26 protein-coding genes are annotated in these 15,918 nt (G+C 44.3%); all 26 read left to right on the top strand.

What is annotated here, in order from left to right; genetic code table 11:
• Positions 1–608: 608 nt before the first annotated feature.
• Complete coding sequence (locus ACMFL8_RS03110) at positions 609–1,637, top strand: rod shape-determining protein (RefSeq protein ID WP_413190061.1); 1,029 nt, start codon at positions 609–611, stop codon at positions 1,635–1,637.
• Between the two features lie 284 nt (positions 1,638–1,921).
• On the top strand, positions 1,922–2,788 hold the full coding sequence (gene mreC / locus ACMFL8_RS03115; protein WP_413190062.1) for a rod shape-determining protein MreC: 867 nt from the start codon (positions 1,922–1,924) through the stop codon (positions 2,786–2,788).
• A 136-nt stretch (positions 2,789–2,924) separates the two neighbouring features.
• Positions 2,925–3,410, top strand: coding sequence for a rod shape-determining protein MreD (mreD, locus tag ACMFL8_RS03120; RefSeq protein WP_194621027.1), 486 nt, complete (start codon positions 2,925–2,927; stop codon positions 3,408–3,410).
• Positions 3,411–3,571: 161 nt separating this feature from the next.
• Entirely contained in the window at positions 3,572–4,240 is a 669-nt protein-coding gene (locus ACMFL8_RS03125; protein WP_413190063.1) for a Maf family protein, read from the top strand.
• A 171-nt stretch (positions 4,241–4,411) separates the two neighbouring features.
• Positions 4,412–6,022, top strand: coding sequence for an Rne/Rng family ribonuclease (locus tag ACMFL8_RS03130; protein ID WP_201592915.1), 1,611 nt, complete (start codon positions 4,412–4,414; stop codon positions 6,020–6,022).
• 407 nt (positions 6,023–6,429) lie between these two features.
• On the top strand, positions 6,430–6,741 hold the full coding sequence (gene rpsJ, locus ACMFL8_RS03135; RefSeq protein ID WP_010196670.1) for a 30S ribosomal protein S10: 312 nt from the start codon (positions 6,430–6,432) through the stop codon (positions 6,739–6,741).
• A gap of 48 nt (positions 6,742–6,789) precedes the next feature.
• Positions 6,790–7,428 (top strand): 50S ribosomal protein L3, encoded by a 639-nt coding sequence (gene rplC, locus ACMFL8_RS03140; protein ID WP_010196672.1) that lies wholly within the window; start codon positions 6,790–6,792, stop codon positions 7,426–7,428.
• A 14-nt stretch (positions 7,429–7,442) separates the two neighbouring features.
• Positions 7,443–8,045 carry a 50S ribosomal protein L4 gene (rplD, locus tag ACMFL8_RS03145; protein WP_010196673.1) on the top strand — a complete coding sequence of 201 codons (603 nt, stop codon included), beginning with the start codon at positions 7,443–7,445 and terminating at the stop codon, positions 8,043–8,045.
• Positions 8,042–8,392, top strand: a complete 351-nt coding sequence (gene rplW / locus ACMFL8_RS03150) for a 50S ribosomal protein L23 (protein WP_010196677.1) — start codon at positions 8,042–8,044, stop codon at positions 8,390–8,392. Before rplD ends, rplW begins: the two co-directional genes overlap by 4 nt.
• Positions 8,393–8,403: 11 nt before the next feature.
• Positions 8,404–9,231 carry a 50S ribosomal protein L2 gene (rplB, locus tag ACMFL8_RS03155; RefSeq protein ID WP_010196679.1) on the top strand — a complete coding sequence of 276 codons (828 nt, stop codon included), beginning with the start codon at positions 8,404–8,406 and terminating at the stop codon, positions 9,229–9,231.
• A gap of 12 nt (positions 9,232–9,243) precedes the next feature.
• Positions 9,244–9,519, top strand: coding sequence for a 30S ribosomal protein S19 (gene rpsS, locus ACMFL8_RS03160; RefSeq protein WP_010196682.1), 276 nt, complete (start codon positions 9,244–9,246; stop codon positions 9,517–9,519).
• A 10-nt stretch (positions 9,520–9,529) separates the two neighbouring features.
• Positions 9,530–9,859 (top strand): 50S ribosomal protein L22, encoded by a 330-nt coding sequence (gene rplV / locus ACMFL8_RS03165; RefSeq protein ID WP_010196689.1) that lies wholly within the window; start codon positions 9,530–9,532, stop codon positions 9,857–9,859.
• 3 nt (positions 9,860–9,862) lie between these two features.
• The gene (gene rpsC, locus ACMFL8_RS03170) at positions 9,863–10,591 is read left to right on the top strand and encodes a 30S ribosomal protein S3 (protein ID WP_010196691.1); all 729 of its coding nucleotides are present in this window, start codon (positions 9,863–9,865) and stop codon (positions 10,589–10,591) included.
• Between the two features lie 3 nt (positions 10,592–10,594).
• Positions 10,595–11,008, top strand: a complete 414-nt coding sequence (gene rplP, locus ACMFL8_RS03175; RefSeq protein ID WP_010196693.1) for a 50S ribosomal protein L16 — start codon at positions 10,595–10,597, stop codon at positions 11,006–11,008.
• Entirely contained in the window at positions 11,008–11,205 is a 198-nt protein-coding gene (gene rpmC, locus ACMFL8_RS03180; RefSeq protein WP_010196696.1) for a 50S ribosomal protein L29, read from the top strand. Before rplP ends, rpmC begins: the two co-directional genes overlap by 1 nt.
• A complete protein-coding gene (rpsQ, locus tag ACMFL8_RS03185) occupies positions 11,202–11,474 on the top strand; it encodes a 30S ribosomal protein S17 (RefSeq protein WP_010196699.1) in 273 nt (90 codons plus the stop codon). Before rpmC ends, rpsQ begins: the two co-directional genes overlap by 4 nt.
• A 181-nt stretch (positions 11,475–11,655) precedes the next feature.
• On the top strand, positions 11,656–12,024 hold the full coding sequence (gene rplN / locus ACMFL8_RS03190) for a 50S ribosomal protein L14 (protein ID WP_010196702.1): 369 nt from the start codon (positions 11,656–11,658) through the stop codon (positions 12,022–12,024).
• Between the two features lie 8 nt (positions 12,025–12,032).
• Positions 12,033–12,350, top strand: coding sequence for a 50S ribosomal protein L24 (gene rplX / locus ACMFL8_RS03195; RefSeq protein WP_010196703.1), 318 nt, complete (start codon positions 12,033–12,035; stop codon positions 12,348–12,350).
• A 21-nt stretch (positions 12,351–12,371) separates the two neighbouring features.
• Positions 12,372–12,908, top strand: a complete 537-nt coding sequence (gene rplE, locus ACMFL8_RS03200) for a 50S ribosomal protein L5 (RefSeq protein WP_010196704.1) — start codon at positions 12,372–12,374, stop codon at positions 12,906–12,908.
• 12 nt (positions 12,909–12,920) lie between these two features.
• On the top strand, positions 12,921–13,226 hold the full coding sequence (gene rpsN / locus ACMFL8_RS03205; RefSeq protein ID WP_010196705.1) for a 30S ribosomal protein S14: 306 nt from the start codon (positions 12,921–12,923) through the stop codon (positions 13,224–13,226).
• An 11-nt stretch (positions 13,227–13,237) separates the two neighbouring features.
• Positions 13,238–13,636 carry a 30S ribosomal protein S8 gene (gene rpsH / locus ACMFL8_RS03210; protein ID WP_010196706.1) on the top strand — a complete coding sequence of 133 codons (399 nt, stop codon included), beginning with the start codon at positions 13,238–13,240 and terminating at the stop codon, positions 13,634–13,636.
• A 223-nt stretch (positions 13,637–13,859) separates the two neighbouring features.
• Entirely contained in the window at positions 13,860–14,393 is a 534-nt protein-coding gene (rplF, locus tag ACMFL8_RS03215; RefSeq protein WP_010196707.1) for a 50S ribosomal protein L6, read from the top strand.
• A gap of 11 nt (positions 14,394–14,404) precedes the next feature.
• Positions 14,405–14,755, top strand: a complete 351-nt coding sequence (gene rplR, locus ACMFL8_RS03220; protein ID WP_010196708.1) for a 50S ribosomal protein L18 — start codon at positions 14,405–14,407, stop codon at positions 14,753–14,755.
• A 2-nt stretch (positions 14,756–14,757) separates the two neighbouring features.
• Positions 14,758–15,273 (top strand): 30S ribosomal protein S5, encoded by a 516-nt coding sequence (gene rpsE, locus ACMFL8_RS03225; RefSeq protein ID WP_010196711.1) that lies wholly within the window; start codon positions 14,758–14,760, stop codon positions 15,271–15,273.
• A 20-nt stretch (positions 15,274–15,293) separates the two neighbouring features.
• On the top strand, positions 15,294–15,473 hold the full coding sequence (gene rpmD / locus ACMFL8_RS03230; protein WP_010196714.1) for a 50S ribosomal protein L30: 180 nt from the start codon (positions 15,294–15,296) through the stop codon (positions 15,471–15,473).
• Positions 15,473–15,913, top strand: coding sequence for a 50S ribosomal protein L15 (gene rplO / locus ACMFL8_RS03235; protein ID WP_010196716.1), 441 nt, complete (start codon positions 15,473–15,475; stop codon positions 15,911–15,913). Before rpmD ends, rplO begins: the two co-directional genes overlap by 1 nt.
• Positions 15,914–15,918: the final 5 nt, after the last annotated feature.

The following is a 15,918-nucleotide window of genomic DNA, read 5'->3' on the forward strand; positions in this document are numbered from 1 at the left end:
AGCACTTAAAAAGCCGCTGTTAAAACCAGTAATGAAAATTAAATCGCTGTTAAAAGCAACCACTATAACTGGCTACTAAAATAAGAGTGAGATAGCATAGGCTTATTATAAAGCATCTGACCCAAGTTTACAGAGCCTGACGCTTGATTGCTGCACAATCTCAACTAAGCCACCATGATTCACAAAGATTTGCAAAATTGACCGCATGATTCTCAATTGCTTACCCATTACGTTCTGAAATACGTTACAGTATGCACCTGTGATGCTAGGCAAAACTATCATTTGCCTGTAGAGCCTTGTTAGTTATTGAATTAAATGATGTTTCATTAGATCGAATGGTATTCACTGCCATTTCAAACTTTGTAACAACTTTTAGCGTTTAAGATCAAAATCCTGCCTTACTGATGCAAATACCTGTGTTTTTTTTGAGCTAAATCGGTATAATTTAGCTCAGTTTTGTCATTTCATCATTATTGCTTAGGTTTGACTTGTTGCGATGCACCAATTTCGCCACAGTTGATGTCTAACGACGACCTGCTCAACACTGACGAGTAACCCTCTCAGTCACTCTCATTCGCCTCATTCGTAAGACGCTGGATATATTAGTCATGAACCTGTTTGGATTTTTATCAAATAATATCGCTATCGACCTTGGTACTGCGAACACTTTAATTTTTATTCCTAATAAAGGCGTGGTGCTCGATGAGCCTACGGTGGTCGCGCTACGAAGCAATCGTACCCATAACCCTACCGTTGCTGCGGTTGGCATCGATGCCAAGCAGATGCTTGGTCGTACGCCTGCCAATATCACGGCGATTCGTCCCCTAAAAGACGGCGTGATTGCTGACTTTGAAGTGACCCAAAAAATGCTTAAGCACTTTATCGGCAAGGTAAAGGCGAAGCGTTTTATGGCACAGCCCAACGTGGTCGTTTGTGTGCCATGCAAATCAACTCTCGTTGAACGCAAAGCTATCCGTGAAGCCGTATCATCAGCGGGCGCAAGCAAAGTGCTATTGCTAGAAGAGCCGATGGCCGCTGCTATTGGTGCTGGCATGCCAGTGCATGAAGCGAGTGGCTCAATGGTGGTTGATATCGGTGGTGGTACAACTGAGATTGCGGTTATTGCTCTATCAGGTTGCGTGTATGCCGAGTCGATTCGTATCGGTGGCGACATATTTGATGAAGCCATCATCACTCATGTACGCCGTACCCACGGTTGTGTGATTGGTGAAACCACTGCTGAGCGTATCAAAAAAGAAGTTGGCTCTGCATTGAACGAAGAAGGCCAGCTAGAAGTAGAAGTTCGTGGTCGTAGCATGGCAGAAGGCGTGCCAAAAACCTTTACGGTCAATTCAGAAGAAGTGCAAAAAGCGTTAAGCGACCCACTAAGCGGTATTGTCAGTGCGGTAAAAGCAGCACTTGAGCAAACCCCACCTGAGCTGTCATCAGATATTGCCGAGCGTGGTATTGTCTTGACCGGTGGCGGTGCATTGTTGCGTGATTTAGACAAGCTGATTTCAAGAGAGACGGGTTTGCCAGTGACAGTCGCTGACGATCCATTGACTTGCGTCAGTCGTGGTGGCGGTATCGCCCTCGACTTTATCAATAATAAAAGCTTAAACATGATTTTTGTTTAAGTGATCATTTGTTTAAGTAGCTTTTTATTTAAATGAACATCAGTTGCTGTTAACCGTGATTTTTTACAAGCATGCTTCAGTGACGGTTAACACGATTGTCAAACATTCGATTTAACGATAACAGTAAATAACGATAAAGGTAGCCAGTTGCGCTGCCTTTAATCATATTACTAATTGCCAGCTACAAGCATCGCCACTAAATGCTGATAACGATGAGATCATTAAACATTGTTATAATTAGCGCTAGGTATTGCTCACATTAGAAAACCTTAATTAGATGACTTATGACGCCAAGTATTTTTGCACGCCAGCCATTAGCATTTCGTAAGGCTGCTATTGTATTGATAGTAGCGTTGATAATGATGTGGTTCGATAGCAAAAATCCGGAATGGTTCAGTCCTGTACGCAATACCAGCCATGCCGCTATGCAGCCTATCTATGAATTGTCACTATTGCCAAGCTATGCTAAGCATTGGGCAAGTGGCAGCTTACAATCAAAAGAAGCGCTACGCCGCGAAAACATGCAATTAAAATCGCAGTTGATTCACGCGCAGGCCAAGCTCCAGCAGCAAGATTATATTTTGGCACAAAATGCGCGCTTGCAAGGCATCTTGTCGACCACCAAACCTGAACAGTTTGAGCTAAATTTGGCACAGGTTATCGGTACAGACACCAATTTACTTCGCCAAATCGTCGTGCTCAACAAAGGCGCGCAAGATGGGGTGCAAGTCGGTCAAACGGTCATCGACGAAGACGGCATATTGGGTCAGATTATCAATGTCTATCCCAATACTAGCCGCTTACTACTCATTACTGATGAGCAGCAGTCGGTAGCAGTAACGGTTAAACGTACGGGTCAGCGGGCGATTGTGACGGGTCAGGGAATACCCACTTCTTTAAGCCTCAATTATGTCTTCAAAACCTCAGACGTGCGCGTGGGTGACGAGCTGGTTTCTTCAGGTTTAGGTGGTCGCATTCCAGCAGGCTATCGAGTCGGTAGGATCGCTCATGTCAAAGACACGCAAGCAGATAACTTCAGAAGTATTGAAGTCACGCCAGCGGCAAATTTTATCGATAATGCCTACGTATTAGTGCTTCAAGACAAGCTGATAGATAAAAGTAATGTGGGTTTCGATAGCAATGGTGGCTGATATTCAATTTATACATCGCTAACCACTTTGCCGGGCTCGCTCTATAGTGTCTTCACCCATACCTTTTTAGTGATGTTTTTTCAGCTAAATAGACGTTCAAATGGCCGCTGCCAAACACTCGCTAAGGTAGGTATTCATGACGTATTCTGACTCTAGGCACCCAATCGGGATCTTGCTCATTGCGATTGTTACCAGCTTTGTCGTTGCCTCATCGCTCAATGTCTATCCATTAAGTCCTAGTATGGCTACCTTGCGTCCCATGATTATGATCATGGTGCTGATTTTTTGGCTGCTGTTTCAGCCACGTTACGTTGGTATCTTTACCGCATTTACCATTGGTTTAGCGGCAGACCTTTTGATGGACACCCATTTAGGTCAGCAAGCCTTTGCTGCTGTGATGGTGGCACTTGTTATCAAGATCAGTAGCATTTATGTCAGAAAATTAAACACTGTCAATGCTTGGCTTATCGCCTCATTAGGCTTGCTGCTGTTTCAACTGAGTTTGTGGATGCTACAGATGTTTATCCAAAACATTTTTGTCGCGCAGTCTGCCTTTTCTTTATTGATGAGTATAGTCAGCTGGCCTCTAGTGCTACTAGTGTTACGAAAATTTGCGCGTTAATCAATTCAGTTATTACCTTAATAATTGCTTTTGAGAGCCTTTCTGTTATTAGTAGTGTTAATGTGATTGGCAGTAGAATTTATGCTCAACATGAAAGCTGCCAATCCTGAAAGTCTCTGTGCCTTTGATAATTGGTATGATCATAAAATAAGAGAATAGCGATGGATATTATTTTAGCCTCTGGTTCACCGCGTCGTCGGGAGTTGCTCGCTAGAGCGCAGCTGGATTTTACGGTTATGAGCGTTGATATCGATGAAACGCCACAAGATAATGAGCTACCAAAAAACTATATTGAGCGCATGGTCGCTGCCAAAGCGGCTGCCGCAGTACAACAGCTAAATGACAACACCGTTGAAACAAACAAAGATAACCTCGCTGAGCAGCTTATTATTTTGACCTCTGATACCATTGGTGTACTACCAGATGGTCAGACGGTACTGGTAAAACCAGCCGATCGCGAGCACGCTTATCGCATGTGGCAGCAAATGTCAGATAATACCCATGAAGTATGGACGGCGGTACAAGCTACCCATGTATCCTTAGTTTCTACGCACACTCATACAGAAAGCCATGAGCCAGTATTCCAAGTCGTCAAGCAACAACAACTCACCGAACGTACGGCAGTCACCTTTATACCTCTGACGACGGAGATGATGAGCTGTTATTGGGAGAGTGGCGAACCTGCTGATAAAGCAGGTGGCTACGGTATTCAAGGTTTGGGTGCTGCATGGGTTAGCCGTATCAATGGTAGCTATACCAATGTCGTCGGCTTGCCGCTTTCGCAAACGCTGGCATTGCTTAAAGATATTCTAGATACTGGCACTCATTAAAAAGCCACAATGGTAGAGCAGCCCTTGTCAATGCGCTAAAAGCCCGCCGTTCATTGTCTGCACATAACGACACGCTAGGGTAATGGGCAAGAGCAAGTTGCATTTGTTACACTGTAAATCTAATAGACGATGACTGTCTAACAAGAAAGTTGAAAGATAAGAGAAAACATTATGTCCGAAGAGCTGCTGATTAATATTAGTCCAATGGAGTCGCGTGTCGCCGTGCTAGACAACGGTATCCTAGGCGAGATCTATATTGAGCGACATCACAAACTGGGTTTGGTCGGTAATATCTATCTGGGTACTGTTGTGCGTGTCCTGCCGGGTATGCAAGCGGCCTTTGTTGATATCGGTCAGTCACGGACAGCGTTTTTACATGTCAATGATATGCAGCGCGAGCCTCGCCCAGTAGTAGAAAGAAAAAGTAAAGCACCTGAGGAGGGTAAGAAGGAGGCAAATACAAATACAGACAACACTGTGGTGGAAAACGGTGTTGATAGTCTAGACGTCAGCCCGCCAGTGGTCAGTGCGCAAAGTACCGATGTCGTTCCTGTTTCTAAAACCCTTATCCAACACCGCTTGCACGAAAGCCAACGTATTCTTGTCCAAGTGACAAAAGACCAGCTGGGCAGTAAAGGCGCTCGCCTGACCACCAACGTCTCTCTGCCGTCGCGCTATCTGGTATATTTGCCATCGAGTGATCATATCGGTATATCACAGCGTATCGATGGCGAAGAAGAGCGTAACCGTCTCAAGACTGAGCTAAATAGTTTGATGCAAACCGTCAACCTAAAAGGCGGATTGATTGCCCGTACGGCTGCCGAGCGCGTGCCTGTCGATAAACTAGAAGAAGACATTTATTATTTGTTGCAGCTTTGGCGGACTATCTGCGCGCGTCGTCAGGAAATCAATCATCATCAAAGCTCAGAGCTTATTTACCAAGAGTTGGCTCTACCACTACGCTCGATTCGTGACCTAGTACATACCGATACCGCAAAAGTCGTCATTGATAATGCACAAATCTACGAGCAAGTCAGGCAGTTCGCTAAAGAGTTCGTGCCTTTCGTCTATGATCGAATTGTGCATTATACCGCGGAGCAATCCTTATTTGACGTTCATCGGGTTGAAGACGATTTACGTGATGCTTTAAAACGTCGCGTTGACTTAAAGTCAGGTGGTTACTTAATTATTGACCAGACCGAAGCGATGACCACGATTGATGTCAACACAGGCTCTTTTGTTGGTGGACGTTCATTAGAAGATACGGTTTACAAAACCAACTTAGAAGCCACTCATGCCATCGCTCGACAGCTGCGTTTGCGTAATCTTGGCGGTATTATTATCCTAGACTTCATTGATATGCTGGAGCAGCAGCATAAAGATGACGTGCTGGAGAGTTTGCAGTCGCAACTGGCACAAGACTATGCCAAGACGAAGATTACCCAAGTCAGTGAACTTGGTTTGGTAGAGATGACCCGTAAACGTACTCGTGAATCGCTAGGGCAGCAGTTGTGTGAGCCGTGTTCAACTTGTCAAGGCCGCGGCTTTGTCAAAACCGCTGAAACCGTCTGCTTTGAGATATTTCGTGAAATCATGCGCTGTGCTCGTACCTATAATTCTCCTAAGAAGTTTACGGTGGTTGCCCATGCCGCAGTCATTGACTTGTTACTAACTTCAGAGTCGGATACGGTAGCAGATTTAGAGTATCTGCTGGGTAGAGTGATTACTTTTGATGTCGAAAATCTCTATACCCAAGAGCAGTACGATATCGTTTTAGACTAATGGTTTGCCCATTACTAAAATATTCGGCGCAAATTATTGACTACAAGTGACATTGTTTATAAAGCCTAATATCTTGAAATGCCATAGATATTGCTCTTGCAATGACTGAAATACTATGTATAATATATACCACTGAATTATATATGCGCAGCCAATCAAACAGCTGGCGCTATGACAGCTAGAGCATCGTTTCTAGCACTATTTCATTATGCCTTTGCTGACATCCTATTATGGAAGGGTCGGCGGGGCTTTAAACTATTTTGCTTTTGGCACGCTACAAGTTCGGATAAAGAACTCATTCTGGTTAAGAACAGAAGGCAGCTTTAAGTAAATATTTAACCAAACGGCTTTTGGTCATATCTTTGCAAAGCAAGAATGACGAAAGCACATATTAGGAGCTTGCTGGCATGGCTAACCAGAGAATCCGTATCCGTCTTAAGTCTTTTGATCATCGTCTGATTGATCAATCTGCACAAGAGATTGTTGATACTGCAAAGCGCACCGGTGCGCAAGTTTGTGGTCCTGTACCGTTGCCGACTCGCATTGAGCGCTTCAACGTTCTAACTTCACCACACGTAAACAAAGACGCTCGTGATCAGTACGAAATCCGTACTCATAAGCGTATGGTTGACATTGTTCAACCTACCGATAAAACTGTGGATGCGCTAATGAAGCTTGACTTAGCGGCGGGTGTTGACGTTCAAATTGCTTTGGGTTAATGCACATAAACACCCAACCCATTAATATAAGATATAAAGAGGTCTAAAATGGCGATCGGTTTAGTCGGTAAAAAATGCGGCATGACCCGTGTCTTCACTGAAGCAGGCGCATCTATCCCTGTAACAGTGGTTGAGATCAGTGCTAACCGCATTACTCAAGTAAAAAATACTGATGTAGATGGCTATCAAGCCATCCAAATCACCACAGGCACCCGTCGTGACAGCCGCGTAACAGCAGCTCAAAAAGGTCACTTCGCTAAAGCCGGCGTTGCCGCTGGTCGTGGTGTTTGGGAATTTCGTGCCAATGACAGCGATCTTGAAGGTCGTGAGATTGGTGGTGAGATCCTAGCTGACTTGTTTGAACAAGGTCAGATGGTTGATGTCACAGGAAACAGTAAAGGTAAAGGCTTTCAAGGCGGCGTGAAGCGTCACAACTTCAGCATGCAAGATGCCACTCATGGTAACTCAGTATCTCACCGTGCCATTGGTTCAACTGGTCAAAACCAGTCACCAGGTAAAGTCTTCAAAGGCAAAAAAATGCCAGGTCAGATGGGTAACAAACGCGTTACCGTTCAAGGCCTAGAAGTGATATCGGTTGATGTTGAAAATGGGTTACTTGTCATCAAGGGTGCTATCCCAGGTGCCACCGGTGGCGATGTCATCGTACGTCCGTCAGTCAAAGCCTAAGCAAGGGGATTAACGTGGATTTAAAAACAGTTACAGGGGCGGCAGTTGAGCTTTCTGATACGGCTTTCGGTCGTGAATTCAACGAAGCACTAGTGCATCAAGTCGTCACCGCATATCTTGCTGGTGCTCGCCAAGGTACACGCGCTCAAAAGACCCGTGCCGAAGTTTCTGGCGGTGGCATTAAGCCATGGCGCCAAAAAGGTACTGGTCGTGCTCGTGCAGGCTCTATTCGTAGTCCTATCTGGCGTGGGGGCGGACGCACATTTGCGGCCAAACCACAAGATTGGTCACAGAAAGTCAACCGTAAAATGTATCGCGGTGCTATGCAGTGTATCCTAGCCGAATTGATTCGCCAAGAGCGTTTGATCTTGGTTGAAGAGTTGAGCGTTTCTGGACCTAAGACTAAAGAGCTTATCGCAAAGTTAGGTGAGTTAAATGCATCACGCGCATTAATCGTCACCAAAGAAGTTGACGAAAACTTATACTTAGCTGCTCGAAACATCCCACATGTCAATGTACTTGATACAAGTGAAGTGGATCCAGTGAGCTTGATCGCTTTTGATAAAGTGATCATGACAGTCGAAGCTGCGAAACAATTTGAGGAAGCACTAGCATGAATAACGCAAGACTTTATCAGATCCTAAGAGGACCTGTATTCTCAGAGAAATCTCAAATGCTTGGCGACTCACTTGGTGTGCAGGTATTTAAAATTGACTCTAACGCTACTAAGTTAGAAGTTAAAAAAGCAGTTGAGATGATGTTTGAAGGTGTTGAAGTTTTAAAAGTAAACACATTGAACGTTAAAGGTAAGACAAAGCGTTTTGGTAAAAGTATCGGCCGTCGTAATGACTATAAAAAAGCCTATGTTACCTTAAAAGCTGGTCAAGATGTACAAATGGCTGATGCTGGTGAAGAGGTCGCAAATACGACTGCTTCTACTAGTGAAACAGCGAATAACGAATAAGGATTACACTCATGCCTATCGTAAGAGCAAAGCCAACATCACCAGGCCGTCGTTTTGTTGAAAAAGTAGTGCATCCACACCTTTATAAAGGTCGTCCGTTTGCAGCGCTTCTAGAATCAAAAAGCAAGACCGGTGGTCGTAACAATAATGGCCGTATCACTACTCGTCACATCGGCGGTGGTCATAAGCAACATTATCGTATTATTGATTTTAAACGTACTAAAGACAATATCCCAGCTACAGTAGAGCGTATTGAATACGATCCTAACCGTACTGCGCATATTGCTTTACTTAAGTACGCTGACGGCGAACGTCGTTATATTATCGCTGCTAAGAAGCAAGTAGTTGGCGATACTGTAATGTCAGGTGAATTATCACCAATTCGTCCAGGTAACTGTTTACCGCTAAAAAACATACCACTAGGTACTGTGATCCATAATATCGAACTTAAAATCGGTAAAGGTGCACAGATGGCTCGTTCTGCGGGTGCCAGTGTTCAGTTGCTAGGTCGTGACGGTATTTATGCTATTCTACGTATGCGCTCTGGCGAAACACGCCGTGTACACGTGAACTGCCGTGCTGTTATTGGTGAAGTTTCTAACACTGAAAACAACTTGAAATCACTTGGTAAAGCTGGTGCTTCACGTTGGCGTGGTGTTCGTCCTTCTGTTCGTGGTGTCGCTATGAACCCGGTTGATCACCCACACGGTGGTGGTGAAGGTCGTAATAAAGGTCGCCATCCAACTAGCCCTTGGGGTCAGAAGTCTAAAGGACTTAAAACGCGTCACAATAAGCGTACTGACAACATGATCATCCGCCGCCGCGCCAAGAAGAAATAAAGGAAGAATTTCATGCCTCGTTCATTGAAAAAAGGTCCATTCATAGACGCGCACTTATTTGCTAAAGTTGAAAATGCATTAGACACCAACTCACGCAAACCAATTAAGACTTGGTCGCGCCGCTCGATGATTCTGCCACAAATGGTTGGCCTAACTTTATCTGTTCACAACGGCCGTACTCACGTACCGGTTATTGTGAGTGAGCAGATGGTTGGTCATAAACTAGGTGAATTTGCCCCGACTCGTACGTATCGTGGTCACGGCATTGACAAAAAAGCTAAGAGATAAGGTGCTTACCATGGAAGTAACTGCAAAATTACGCGGTGCCGCCATATCGGCACAAAAAGTTAGACTCGTTGCTGATGAAGTTCGTGGCAAATCTATCGAGCGTGCTTTGGATATCCTAACGTATAGTAATAAAAAAGGCGCTGTGTTTGTTAAGAAATGTCTTAACTCAGCCATCGCCAATGCCGAAAACAACAACGGTTTAGATATTGATACGCTTAAAGTATCAACCATCTACGTTGATGAAGGCATTACGCTAAAACGTATCCTACCACGTGCCAAAGGTCGCGCTGATCGTATCAGTAAGCGTACCTGTCACATCACTATAAAGGTAGGAGAATAAGTTATGGGTCAAAAAGTACATCCAATCGGAATTCGTCTTGGTGTTGTAAAAAAGCATAATGCAAATTGGTATGCTAACCCTAAACAATACTCAGAATACCTCATTAACGACATTCAAGTTCGTGAGTATCTACGCAAAAAGCTAGATAACGCTATGATCAGCAACATCATGATCGAGCGTCCTACTGGCGCCGCTAAGATTACCATCGCCACTGCGCGTCCTGGTATTGTTATCGGTAAGAAAGGCGAAGATATTGAAAGACTTCAAAAAGAATTGACCAAAATTATGGGCGTACCTGCTCAGGTCAACATTGAAGAAATCACGTCACCTGATCTTGATGCACGTTTGGTAGCAGACGGTATCGGAAGCCAGCTTGAGCGTCGTGTTATGTTCCGTCGTGCGATGAAACGCGCGGTACAGAACAGCATGCGTTCTGGTGCTAAAGGTATTAAAGTTGAGCTGTCTGGTCGTCTTGGCGGTGCTGAGATTGCTCGTAGTGAGTGGTATCGTGAAGGCCGTGTGCCATTACATACACTTCGCGCTGATATTGACTATGCGTCAGTACGTGCAGAGACAACTTACGGCACCATCGGTGTAAAAGTTTGGATCTTCCGCGGAGAGATCCTTGACGGTATGAACAGTGTTTACAATCCCGTCAAAGAAGAGCAGACTCGTGCGCCAAAACGCCGTGGTCGCGGAAACGGAAACCGTCGAAACTCAGACAGAGGTTAAACTATGTTACAGCCAAAACGTACCAAGTTTCGTAAAATGCATAAAGGTCGTAACACTGGGCTAGCTCATCGTGGAAGCACCGTTGCATTCGGACAAATTGGTCTAAAATCATTGACGCGCGGTCGTATGACAGCCCGTCAAATCGAAGCAGCACGTCGTACCATCACTCGTAAAATTAAGCGTGGCGGTAAGATTTGGATTCGTGTATTCCCAGACAAGCCTATTACCAATAAGCCATTAGAAGTACGTATGGGTAAAGGTAAAGGTCCTGTTGAATATTGGGTATGCGAAATCAAACCTGGTAAAGTGCTATATGAAATTGAAGGGGTACCAGAAGAGCTTGCACGTGAAGCTTTCACGCTTGCTGCAGCAAAACTGCCCTTTAAAACTACCATTGTTAAGCGGACGATAATGTAATGAAGATCAGTGAATTACGTGATAAATCATTAGAAGAACTGACCCAGTTACTTGATGAAAAGCAACTTGATGCTTTCCGTATTCGTATGGCTAAAGCAACTGGTCAGTTGGGTAATACCCATGAAGTCAGAGGCAATCGTCGCACGATTGCTCAGATTCAGACTTTGATTAACGAGAAACAACGAGGCGACTCATGAGCGATAACAATCAAACAGCTAATGCTAGCGTATTGACAGGAAGAGTTGTCAGCGACAAGATGGACAAGTCCATCACAGTTTTGATTGAACGTCTTGTACGTCATCCTTTGTATGGCAAGCAGCTTCGTCGTTCTACAAAAATCAAAGCTCATGATGAGAATAACGTTTGCCAACAAGGCGACCTTGTCCGCATCAAAGAAACGCGTCCAATCTCAAAAACCAAGTCTTGGACTTTGGTTGATGTGGTTGAAAAAGTAGAAAAAATCTAAGTAAATTGCATTAAAAGCCAGAAGCTGTTAAAATAGCCGCCTTTTTAAGGATGCTGATTGCGCCGAGCGTATATCACTCACATTAAGAGTAGCAGCGGTTATTTATATTACAATGCCGACTACTCATACTGTGCTAGCGGCAGCAACTGGTTTTTATTGCTCATACGTGTGGAGTAACGCTATGATTCAGGTTGAGTCAATGCTGGAAGTTGCAGACAATAGCGGTGCAAGGCGAGTTCAGTGCATTAAAGTACTGGGTGGCTCTCATCGTCGTTATGCATCAGTTGGCGACATTATTAAAGTAACGGTTAAAGAAGCCATTCCTCGCGGTCGTGTTAAAAAAGGCGACGTGATGAATGCGGTAGTTGTACGTACCAAAAAAGGCGTTCGTCGTCCTGATGGTTCTGTTCTGCGTTTTGATGACAATGCTGCGGTATTGTTGAACCAAAACAAAGCACCGATTGCAACTCGTATTTTTGGACCGGTAACTCGTGAACTACGTGGTGATCAGTTTATGAAAATTGTATCCCTAGCACCAGAAGTATTGTGAGGTAATCCATGTCAAAATTACGTAAAGGCGATACAGTTATCGTGATTGCTGGTAAAGATAAAGGCAAACAAGGTACTGTACAAGCTGTAAAAAACGATCGTATTAAAGTTGAAGGCATTAATATTGTTACTAAACATCAGAAGCCAAATCAGGCAACTGGCGTTGAAGGTGGCATTCTTAAGCAAGAAGCTTTTCTGCATATCTCAAATGTCGCAATATTAAATGCGCAAACCCAAAAAGCTGATCGTATTACTTATCAGTTCGGCGAAGACGGCAACAAACAACGCGTCTATCGTTCGAACGGTGAAGTAGTGGCGACTGCGTAAGACACTAAGGGTGTAATGGTAATGGCAAGATTAAAATCTTTATATAACGATGAACTAAAGCAGCAAATCAAAGAAGACCTTGGTTTAGCGAATGTGATGCAAGTGCCTAAAATCACTAAAATCACACTTAACATGGGTGTAGGCGGCGCGTCTCAAGACAAGAAATTGCTTGAAGGTGCTGTAGCTGATATGACCGCGATTGCTGGTCAAAAACCTGTGGTCACTAAAGCGCGTAAATCAGTTGCTGGCTTTAAGATTCGTGAAGAATGGCCAATTGGCTGTAAAGTAACGCTACGCGGTGAGCAAATGTACGAATTTTTAGATCGTCTCATTGCCATTGCAATTCCTCGTATTCGTGATTTCCGCGGTTTTTCACCTAAAGCCTTCGACGGACGTGGTAACTACTCATTGGGTATCAAAGAACAAATCGTATTCCCAGAAGTAGATTTTGACAAAATTGATCGTATCCGCGGTATGGATGTGACAATCACCACGTCAGCTGGTAATGATGAAGAAGGTCGTGCGTTACTCAAAGCATTCGGCTTCCCATTTAAATAAGGTAAAGACGTTATGGCAAAGAAGAGCATGATTAACCGCGAATTAAAGCGCGAAAAAATGGTTGCTAAATATGCTGAAAAGCGTATCAAGCTAAAAGAAACTATCAGTGATATGACTGCAAGTGACGAAACTCGTATGGAAGCGATGCTAGAGCTACAAGCTCTTCCACGCAATTCATCACCAGTACGTCTGCGCAATCGTTGTGCTATCACCGGTCGTCCTCACGGTTACTTCCGCAAGTTTGGCTTATCACGCAATATGCTGCGTGAGCGTGTCATGCAAGGCGATGTGCCTGGTGTTCGTAAAGCAAGCTGGTAAGGAGTAACTATATGAGTATGCAAGATACCGTTGGGGATATGCTAACCCGTATTCGTAACGCACAAATGGCTAACAAAGTATCGGTAGCAATGCCGAGCTCTAAATTACGTAAATCAATTGCTGATTTACTGGTTAGCGAAGGTTATGTAGCGAACGCTGTTGTTACTGAACAAGACAACAATAAAGCCACATTGACTATTGAACTGAAATACTTCGAAGGCAAAGCTGTCATCGAAACTATCCAACGTTTTAGCCGTCCTGGTTTACGCCAGCATCGCGGTAAAGACGCTATCCCTACTGTTAAGCAAGGTATGGGTGTTGCTATCGTATCGACTAGCCAAGGTATCATGAGCGATCGTGCTGCACGCGCTGCTGGTATCGGTGGTGAAATCGTTGCATTCGTTGCCTAATTAGCATTTATGCTATTGGTGATGAGACGACAAAGTCTACTTGAACCCCTTTAAGCTGTTGTAAGTCCATAATGATTTGTAATGAGCTTAAAGAAAGCTAAGCATTTGAAGTTGATAAAATTGAATAGTGCTTAATGGGAACAACTATGCTAAACTAGCAGGCTTTTTAGCCTGTTAGTTTTTTCGCTAATATAAAGAAGTTAATTTTTTAAGGAATATTCCTATGTCTCGTGTGGCTAAAGCCCCAGTGACGCTGCCAAACGGCGTAAGCGTTACTTTGAACGATCGGCAGGTCGAAGTGAAAGGCAAGAACGGCAATTTGTCTTTACGCCTGCATGAATTGGTCGAGCTGAAACAGGAAGATGATGCGATCATTTTCTCACCTACAGTCGATTCAAAAGAAGCCATGATGCACACTGGCACCATGCGCGCCCTGCTTAACAATTATGTTACTGGCGTGAATGAAGGCTTTGAAAGACGTCTTCAATTAATTGGTGTTGGTTATCGCGCGCAAGCTACTGGTAATAAAGTAACGCTAAACGTTGGTTACTCTCATCCAGTAGAATATACGCTACCTGAAGGTGTGTCAGCTGAAACCCCAACGCAAACTGAAATTGTTTTGAAATCAAACAATAAGCAGCAGCTTGGTCAAGCAGCGGCTAATATCCGTGGTTTCCGCCCACCAGAGCCTTATAAAGGCAAAGGTATTCGTTATAGCGACGAACATGTGGTTCGCAAAGAAGCTAAGAAAAAATAAGGTGAGTTGAAATGTTTGATAAAAAAGCAGCTCGTCTGCGTCGAGCTAAGAAAACCCGCGCGCATATCCGTCATTTAGGCGTACATCGCTTAACGGTTAATCGCACGCCAAAGCACATCTATGCCCAGATTATCTCTCCGAACGGTGGTGAAGTGATTGCTCAGGCATCTACCTTAGACGGCAGCTTGCGCTCAGGCGCGACTGGCAACGCTGATGCAGCGACGTCTGTAGGCCAAATGATCGCAGAACGCGCAAAAGCAGCTGGGGTTACTAAAGTTGCCTTTGACCGTAGTGGTTTTAAATATCATGGTCGAGTTAAAGCTTTAGCTGAAGCAGCTCGCGAAAACGGATTGGAGTTTTAATCATGGCTAGAAATGATAAAAATGATAAAAATGAGCAAACAGACGGTTTAGTAGAACGCTTAGTTACCGTTGACCGCGTCGCAAAAGTAGTTAAAGGTGGTCGTATTTTCTCTTTCACCGCATTAACTGTTGTTGGTGATGGCAATGGTCGTGTTGGTTTTGGTCGTGGTAAAGCACGTGAAGTGCCAGCTGCTATTCAAAAAGCGCTAGAAGCTGCCAAACGCAATATGATTACTGTTGAGCTAAACGATGCAACTTTGTATCATCCGATCAAAGCACGTCATGGTGCTAGTAAAGTCTACATGCAGCCTGCATCTGAAGGTACTGGCGTAATCGCTGGTGGCGCAATGCGTGCTGTGTTAGAAGTTGCTGGTGTCAAAGATGTTTTGACTAAATGTTATGGTTCTACCAATACTGCTAACGTGGTTCGCGCTACGTTTAACGGTTTACGTGATATGTCAACTCCAGAGAAGATGGCAGCAAAACGTGGTAAATCTGTAGACGAAATCTTGGGTTAACTTAGACTAGGTGAGTTACGATGAAAAAAATGAAAGTCACTCAATTTAAATCGGGTGCCCATCGCCTAAAGAGCCACAAAGCGAGCTTGAAAGGATTGGGTTTACGCCGTATTAATCATACTGTTGAAGTAGAAGATACTCCTTCAACCCGTGGTATGGTCAATCGCGTCAACTACATGGTAAAAGTGGAGGAAGCGTAATGGGTCTTAGATTAAATGAATTATCACCAGGTGTTGGCGCAAAGAAAACTGCCCAACGTCGTGGTCGTGGTATCGGTTCAGGTCTTGGTAAGACTGGTGGTCGTGGTGTAAAAGGTCAGAAATCTCGTTCAGGTTCTAGCATACGCTCAGGATTTGAAGGTGGTCAAATGCCTTTATATCGCCGTCTACCAAAATTTGGTTTTACCAGTAGAATGGCAATGACGACTGCTGAAGTCCGTCTGTCTGAATTGAATAAAATTGAAGGCGATGTGGTCAGCATTGAAACACTTAAAGCTGCTAACCTTATCCGTCATGATATGAAGCGTGCTCGTGTAATGTTGTCAGGCGAAGTGACTAAAGCTTATACCTTTAAAGGTATTAAAGTGACTAAAGGCGCTAAGCAAGCAATCGAAGCTGCTGGTGGTAGCATCGAGGAGTAGTAACG

The sequence above is a fragment of the Psychrobacter sp. AT9 genome, from assembly GCF_047272965.1.
In the GTDB taxonomy this organism is placed as follows: Bacteria; Pseudomonadota; Gammaproteobacteria; order Pseudomonadales; family Moraxellaceae; genus Psychrobacter; species Psychrobacter glaciei.